The sequence below is a fragment of the Nocardia sp. NPDC003345 genome (assembly GCF_053589395.1).
Window position 1 is genome coordinate 1 of the sequence record NZ_JBSFRU010000392.1, and the last position, 5,405, is coordinate 5,405.

6 protein-coding genes are annotated in these 5,405 nt (G+C 70.9%); 1 reads left to right on the top strand and 5 read right to left on the bottom strand.

Annotated elements, in window-relative coordinates; translation table 11 throughout:
• The coding region (locus ACWDU1_RS28895; RefSeq protein ID WP_450003282.1) for an APC family permease at window positions 1-1,099 on the top strand (1,099 nt) is incomplete at its 5' end.
• A gap of 127 nt (window positions 1,100-1,226) precedes the next feature.
• Here the strand turns inward: ACWDU1_RS28895 and ACWDU1_RS28900 are convergent.
• The 5 genes from ACWDU1_RS28900 to ACWDU1_RS28920 form a co-directional block, all read right to left on the bottom strand.
• A complete protein-coding gene (locus ACWDU1_RS28900) occupies window positions 1,227-1,484 on the bottom strand; it encodes a hypothetical protein (protein WP_450003284.1) in 258 nt (85 codons plus the stop codon).
• Entirely contained in the window at window positions 1,484-2,974 is a 1,491-nt protein-coding gene (locus ACWDU1_RS28905) for a dihydrolipoamide acetyltransferase family protein (RefSeq protein WP_450003286.1), read from the bottom strand. The genes ACWDU1_RS28900 and ACWDU1_RS28905 overlap by 1 nt, the downstream gene beginning before the upstream one ends.
• Before the next feature lie 16 nt (window positions 2,975-2,990).
• Entirely contained in the window at window positions 2,991-3,959 is a 969-nt protein-coding gene (locus ACWDU1_RS28910; RefSeq protein ID WP_450003288.1) for an alpha-ketoacid dehydrogenase subunit beta, read from the bottom strand.
• A complete protein-coding gene (gene pdhA / locus ACWDU1_RS28915; RefSeq protein ID WP_450003292.1) occupies window positions 3,956-4,921 on the bottom strand; it encodes a pyruvate dehydrogenase (acetyl-transferring) E1 component subunit alpha in 966 nt (321 codons plus the stop codon). The genes ACWDU1_RS28910 and pdhA overlap by 4 nt, the downstream gene beginning before the upstream one ends.
• A 38-nt stretch (window positions 4,922-4,959) precedes the next feature.
• The coding region (locus ACWDU1_RS28920; RefSeq protein WP_450003290.1) for an AMP-binding enzyme at window positions 4,960-5,405 on the bottom strand (446 nt) is incomplete at its 5' end.

Below are 5,405 nucleotides of genomic sequence, written 5' to 3' on the forward strand. Positions count from 1 at the left end.
CGCGATGTCCTCGGCGCGGCTGGCGGCGCACTACCCGGCCGCCGGCGGAACCTACGTCTACGGGCGCGAACGCCTCGGCGAATTCTGGGGCCACCTCGCCGGCTGGTCGTTCGTGGTGGGCAAGACCGCCTCCTGCGCGGCGATGGCGCTGACCGTCGGCCTGTATGCCTGGCCCGCCCACGCACATACGGTGGCGGTCGCCGCGGTGGTCACGCTCACCGCGATCACCATGGCCGGGGGCCGGAAGTCGATGTGGCTGACCCGGGTACTCGTCACCGGCGTGCTCGCGGTGCTCGCCGCCATCGCCGCCGTCGCGTTCACCGCCCCCACCGCGGACTCCGCCAACCTCCGCCTCGGTACCGAGATCACCGTCGCGGGTGTGTTCCAGGCAGCAGGCCTGTTGTTCTTCGCGTTCGCGGGATATGCGCGAATCGCCACGCTGGGCGAGGAGGTCCGGGATCCCGCCCGCACCATCCCACGCGCGGTACCGCTCGCACTGGGCATCACGCTGGGGGTATACGTCACCCTTGCGGTGGCCGCCCTCCTCGTGCTCGGTCCGCAGCGACTCGCCGCCACCCCGGCCCCGCTGTCGCAGGTGGTCGTGGCGGCCGGGGCGCGATTGCTGGAACCGGTGGTGCGGGTGAGCGCCGCGGTCGCGGCTCTCGGCGCCCTGCTCACGCTCGTCCTCGGTGTCTCACGCACCACCCTGGCGATGGCGCGCGACGGGCACCTACCCCGCACCCTGGCAACGGTGCACCCGCGCCTGCAGGTCCCCCACCACGCGGAACTCGCGGTCGGGGTCACCGTCGCGCTGCTCGCCGCGGTGGCCGATCTGCGCGCGGTCATCGGGTTCTCGTCGTTCGGGGTTCTGGTCTACTACGCGGTCGCCAACACCTCAGCGTGGACGCTTCCGGACGGTAGGCGCCGCGTTGTTCCCGCGGCCGGTCTGCTGGGTTGTCTGGTCCTCGCAGCGACGCTTCCGTTGCCCGCCGTGCTCACCGGCACCGCGGTCCTCGCGGCGGGCGCACTCGTCTACGCTGCTCGCCGCCTCATTCGTAAGTCGCGGCGGCCCCGTCCGTCCGGCCCGGGCGGGCGATAACCGCCCCACTACCGCCCCCACTGCTCTGCCGGGGAGCACCTCTACTCCCAACCTTCGACAGGTTCCGGATCGCGGCACGGATGCCGTGAACATCGAGCGACGATCCCGGACCGATACTCTGCTCGCCTCAATCGGTCGCGGTCAGGAATTCGACGCACGAGCCGATCGTGGCAAGTCGGGGATAGTCGCTTTCGTCTATCCGCCGGGATCCGGCGGACAGGCGCTCCACGAAGGTCAGGAAATCTATCGAGTCCAGCTCGAGAGCGCTGCGCAACGGCTGGTCGTCGGCGAGGCGGGCGATCCGCTCCTCGGTGTCGAACCCGCGCAGCGATACCCGCACCAGCTGATCGGCCTGGTCTGCGGACAGTGTTCCGGATTCCATCATCACAACTCCTCGGGATGTCGAAGCAACTCCCCCACGGTCGCCAGCAGCCGGGCGCCCAGCGCTCCGTCGCTGGCCCGGTGATCGGCCGACAGCGTCACCGTCACCTGTGACCGGACCTCGACCGAACCGCCCACCACGCAGGGGTGTTCGGTGACGGCGCCGAATCCCAGGATGGCCACCTGCGGCGCCGGAACGACACCGAAAATCGCCCGCACCCCCGGCTCGCCCAGAGCCGTCACCGAGATCGTGGCGTCGACCGTGTCGGACGAGCGCAACCGGCCCTCCCGGGCGCGGGCCACCACACCCCGGAGCGCGGCCATCATCGCGGCAGCCGGCAGCTGGTCGGCGTCGGGGATGGTAGGCAGGAGAATACCGCCACCGCGCAGCGACACCACCACCCCGAGATGGACCTGCGGCGCGGGCCGGAACTCGTCGCCGATCCAGTGCCCGTTCAATTCGCCGACTGTCGCGGCGGCCCGGGCGGCGGCGCACAGCAGTAGCGCGGACGGCACGATCCGGTCGGCGACCGGGGCGTGCGTATTGGTCTCTCGCAGCCGGCGCACCGCGGCGTCGACATCGATATCGTCGGACAGGTAGTAGTGCGGCACCGTACGTTTGGACCGGGTCATCGCCGCCGCGATCTGCCGCCGGATCGCCGCCCGGTCACGGCCGCCCGCCGACGTCGCCCCGGCGACGGCACCGCCTCGGGTTGCGGCGCTCGTGGGGGGTGTGACCGATTCCGCGGCCGGTCCCGGTGCCGGGCGCACCGCGTCCGATTCGGGCGGGATCGCGGCGCGGACATCCCGGGCGCGTACCGCCCCGCCGGGTCCCGAACCGTCCAGCGACGCCCAATCGACACCGGCTTCGGCAGCCAATCGACGTGCGTACCCGGAGGCTCGCCGCGAAGGCGGACTCTCGCGGGGAGCCGCCGCATTCGACGTGACCGGCGCGCCGGCGGGCGCGGCACTTCCGGGCTCGGGCACTGGCGCGGTGGGGCGCGCGGGTGCACAGGCGGCTACGGCCGCGTCGATATCGGCCCGCATGATCCTTCCGTGCGGGCCGGATCCGCGCACCGCCGTCAGGTCGATTCCCGCCTCGGCGGCGAGGCGCCGGATCAACGGGGTGGCGCGGAAATCGTGCGTCGCGGTGGCGTCGGCCGAGCCTGCGCCGTTGGCCTGCTGCCCACTGCCGGAGACGGGCGATCCGGTGGGCACGGGCGAACTCTCCTCGGTACCGGATTGCGGCTCCGGCGCCGTCGCAACCGCCTGGTCGGCGGATTCGATGGTCGCCAGGGCCGTCCCCACCGGAACCGTCCGGCCCTCCGGCACAAGGATGGTGCCGATCACCCCGGTCTCGAAGCATTCGATCTCGATCGCGGATTTGGTGGTGTCGACCTCGGCGATCACGTCGCCGGCGCGCACGGTGTCGCCGGGCCGCACGAGCCAGTGCAGCAACGTGCCCTCGGTCATATCGGCACCGAGCGAGGGCATCCGGAATTCCGTCACCTCAGCTGACCGCCGCCCGCACAGCGTCGGCCACCGCTTCCGGTCGTGGTAGCGCGGCCTCCTCGAGCTGACGCGCGTACGGGATCGGAACCTCCGCCGTGCACACCCGGCCGATCGGGGCGTCCAGGTCGTAGTAGGCGTGTTCGGCGGCGCGGGCGGCGATCTCCGCGGCGATACCGACACTGCGCCAGCCCTCGTCCACGATCACCAGCCGGTGGGTGCGGGTCAGCGATTCGGTGATCGTGGCCTCATCGAGTGGGCGCAGAGTGCGCAGGTCGATCATTTCCACGTCGATGCCTTCACCGGCGAGCTGTTCGGCAGCGGTCAGGGCGATCGAGACCGTGGCGCCGTAGCCGACGACGGTGGCATCGGTTCCCGGCCGGCGGATCACGGCCCGGTCGATATCGACGGCTCCGGCGTCCTCAGCGAGGTCTCCGTCGAGGTTGTAGAGCGAGATGGGCTCGAAGACGACGACCGGGTCCGGGTCCTGCAGCGCGGTCCACAGCATGCCGCGCGCGTCGGCCACCGTCGCCGGTACCACCACCCGCAATCCGGGGATGTGCGCGTAATAGGCCTCCAGGCTGTGCGAATGCTGGGCGGCGAGCTGGCGGCCCGGCCCGGTGGCCATCCGGATCACCAGCGGCACCCCGAACTGGCCGTTCGACATATGCCGCAGAGTGGCCGCGTTGTCGAGGATCTGGTCCAGCGCCAGCAGGCTGAAGTTGCCGGTCATGATCTCCACAACGGGGCGCATCCCGCCGAGTGCGGCGCCGATTCCCGCGCCGACGAACGCCGATTCACTCAGCGGGGTATCCCGGATGCGGCGGGGTCCGTATTCCTCGAGCAGACCGCGGCTGACGCCGAAACACCCGCCGTAGGCGCCGACGTCCTCGCCCATGAGGAAGACCCGGTCGTCGCGGTCCAGAGCCTCCCGCAGCCCGGCGCGCAGCGCCTCCCGATACGTCGTCATGACCGCTGCGCGTAGACGTGGCGGGTCAGCTGCTCGACCGGTTCGGCCGGGGCCTGCTCGGCGGTCGAGATCGCGGCGTCGATTTCCGCCTCGATACCGTCTTCGAGCGCTGTCAGCTCGGCGTCGTCCAGTTCGCCCGCGGCCCGCAGCTCGGCGGACAGCCGTGGGATCGGATCGCGTGCCTTCCACCGCTCGATCTCGGCCTTGTCGCGGTAGCGGTCCGCGTCGTAGAGCGAATGCGCGCGGAAACGGTAGGTCCGCAATTCCAGGAAGCACGGTCCGGCGCCACCGCGGATGGCGGTCACCGCCCGCCGGGTGGCCGCCGCGACCGCCTCGGCGTCCATACCGTCCACCGGCCACGACATCACGCCGTAGCTCGCGGCGCGCAGCGCCAGGTCGGTGACCGCGTGTTCCCGGTGCAGCGCGGTCCCCATCGCGTAACGATTGTTCTCACAGGCGAACAGCACCGGCAGCTGCCACAGTGCCGCCAGATTCAGGCATTCGTGGAACTCGCCCTCGGCCGCCGCGCCGTCCCCGAACAGGCATACGGTGACCAGCGGCCGGACGTGCATAACGTCGGCCAGGGCGAGTCCGACCGCCAGCGGTAGCCCACCGGCGACGATCGCGTTACCACCGTAGAAGCGCCGCTGCGCGTCGAACAGATGCATGGAACCGCCGCGCCCACCGCTACACCCGGTCGCCCGGCCGAACATCTCGGCCATCAGCTCCGGCATCGGAATGCCGCGGGCCAGCGCATGGCCGTGCTCACGATAGGTGGACACCACCGCGTCGGTGGGCTCGATCTCCCGGAACAGCCCGGCAGCCACCGCTTCTTCGCCGATATAGAGATGCAGGAAACCCCGGATCTGCTCGGCGCTGTACAGCCGCACACAACGTTCCTCGAAGCGGCGGATTCGCATCATCTGCCGCAACAGTTCGATCCGTTCCGGGGACGTGAGCAGCGGGCCGGCGCCGGCACAGGTGGCCGGTTCCGTCGCGGTCACCGGAGGTTCTCCAGTGTCGACACGTCACCTTCCGGTAGGCCCAGTTCGCGCGCTTTCAGCAACCGCCGCATCACCTTCCCGCTGCGGGTATGCGGTAGCGCATCGCTGAAAGCGATCGATTTGGGCGCCACCGCCCCCAGCGCACGGCGCCCGAAGGCCACGAGTTCGGTGCGTAGCTCTTCGGACGGCGTGAACCCGGGACGCAACAGCACGAAGGCCTTCACCAGCTCGCCCACCAGCGGGTCCGGTATCCCGATCACGCCGGCTTCGGCCACCGCGGGGTGCGCCATCAACACGCTCTCCACCTCGAAGGGCCCGATCAGGTGACCGGCGGATTCGATCACATCGTCGGCGCGGCCCACGAACCAGTAGTAGCCGTCCGCGTCGCGCCGGGCCAGGTCACCGGACAGATACCGGTCCCCGGCGAACACCCGCGCGTACC

Excerpts from the sequence above, each read along its gene's own strand:
- ACWDU1_RS28910 (WP_450003288.1), bottom strand. The coding sequence starts at position 3,959 with ATGACGACGTATCGGGAGGCGCTGCGCGCCGGGCTGCGGGAGGCTCTG.
- ACWDU1_RS28905 (WP_450003286.1), bottom strand. The coding sequence starts at position 2,974 with ATGCCCTCGCTCGGTGCCGATATGACCGAGGGCACGTTGCTGCACTGG.
- ACWDU1_RS28900 (WP_450003284.1), bottom strand. The coding sequence starts at position 1,484 with ATGATGGAATCCGGAACACTGTCCGCAGACCAGGCCGATCAGCTGGTG.